Annotated in this window: 2 protein-coding genes; both read left to right on the top strand. The window is 30.5% G+C overall.

Annotated elements, in window-relative coordinates; genetic code table 11:
* Window positions 1-249 precede the first annotated feature (249 nt).
* Entirely contained in the window at window positions 250-699 is a 450-nt protein-coding gene (locus tag BD31_RS08535) for a DUF2299 family protein (RefSeq protein WP_048097613.1), read from the top strand.
* Window positions 700-760: 61 nt separating this feature from the next.
* Window positions 761-898 carry a hypothetical protein gene (locus tag BD31_RS10415; RefSeq protein WP_008301266.1) on the top strand — a complete coding sequence of 46 codons (138 nt, stop codon included), beginning with the start codon at window positions 761-763 and terminating at the stop codon, window positions 896-898.
* Window positions 899-1,255: the final 357 nt, after the last annotated feature.

The following is a 1,255-nucleotide window of genomic DNA, read 5'->3' as shown; positions in this document are numbered from 1 at the left end:
ACAAAAAGCAAGAAATTGTCTCTATCTTGGAATAATATTTATGATAATTGGAATCGTTGTCAACATATTGGTTGCCGTGTCTTTTCCAAGTTTAGATTCAGGTTTTAATGTAAATATTTAGTTAGAAGTCTATTGTTTTTAGATATTAATTTCATTTATTTCTAAATTCGAATTTAGAAACATGGTAAATTTAGAGAGACAATTTTTTTGAATTTAGAATCATATAGAACTAGTTTGAGATATCAAAGTATGAGTGCATCAAGAATGCGAGACAATGTTGAAAGGTGGTTAATTCATGGAGGACTATCATTTGAAGGTGTTAAAAATGAAGAAAATACATTCCAAGTTTTAGTAAAACATGCAGGAAAATATGATGTCCCTGTAGATATTTTTGAACCAAAAGCACAGCCAGGAATTCTAGTACTAGGTTCCAAAGTAATCATGAAAAATAATCAGATTGCAAGGTATATGGGATTCAATGATGAAGAAAAAGAGACATTTGGAAAAAAAGTGTCAGATTTTTGTTATTCCATTCAAGCAATTAGCAAGATCATGACAGAAGACGGGAAACAAAAAATTGGAGTCTATGTGGTATTAGATGACAAAGAAAACATCAATCAGCAAACAATGCTAGATGCATTGGATAGCGTATCTGAAAAACATGAAAGAACATCAAGATTTCTGTTGAAGACATTTTAAAAAAATGGATAATTTATCAGTTATACGCGGACCTTATATCAAAAATTCACCATAATACAGTATGAATGCAACAAAATTTACAACAAAAAGAAAATCAAGAATAGGTTTCATTGAAAACCAGGTTCTTAAATTCAAGGCGTCAAAAAACAAGGTTTTTGTTTTAACAGCCATTGCAACTTTGATGGTGTTTGTAAAATGAATTTTTTCAACATTTTATTCAGACACACAACAAAAAACTACGAGTTTTGTGTTAGCATAAATGTTAACAAACTCAGTCTCGAAAATACAATGTCAAAGTGGGAGATAGTTCAAAATTGAACATAGCCAAAATGATAGATGAAATACTGGACACGTATGAAAGAAAGGAGGTACAATCCAATGAGTAAGTTATTCAGAATAATTGGATTGGCATTAGCAGTGCATTTCATTGTAAAGACAGTTCACAATGAACTAAGTCAGCAATAAAGTAGAATACAACAACACTCAGGGTCCAATCCAGCCAAAAAGACAAGATCATCAAAATGTTGTAAAAATTAAGGTGATATTAATGGAAAAT

This window comes from Candidatus Nitrosopumilus salarius BD31 (assembly GCF_000242875.2).
GTDB classification, from domain to species: Archaea; Thermoproteota; Nitrososphaeria; order Nitrososphaerales; family Nitrosopumilaceae; genus Nitrosopumilus; species Nitrosopumilus salarius.
The sequence above is the reverse complement of the archived record's forward strand: the minus strand, read 5'-3'. Positions and strand labels throughout refer to the sequence as shown.

Excerpts from the sequence above, each read along its gene's own strand:
- BD31_RS10415 (WP_008301266.1), top strand. The coding sequence starts at position 761 with ATGAATGCAACAAAATTTACAACAAAAAGAAAATCAAGAATAGGTTTC.
- BD31_RS08535 (WP_048097613.1), top strand. The coding sequence starts at position 250 with ATGAGTGCATCAAGAATGCGAGACAATGTTGAAAGGTGGTTAATTCAT.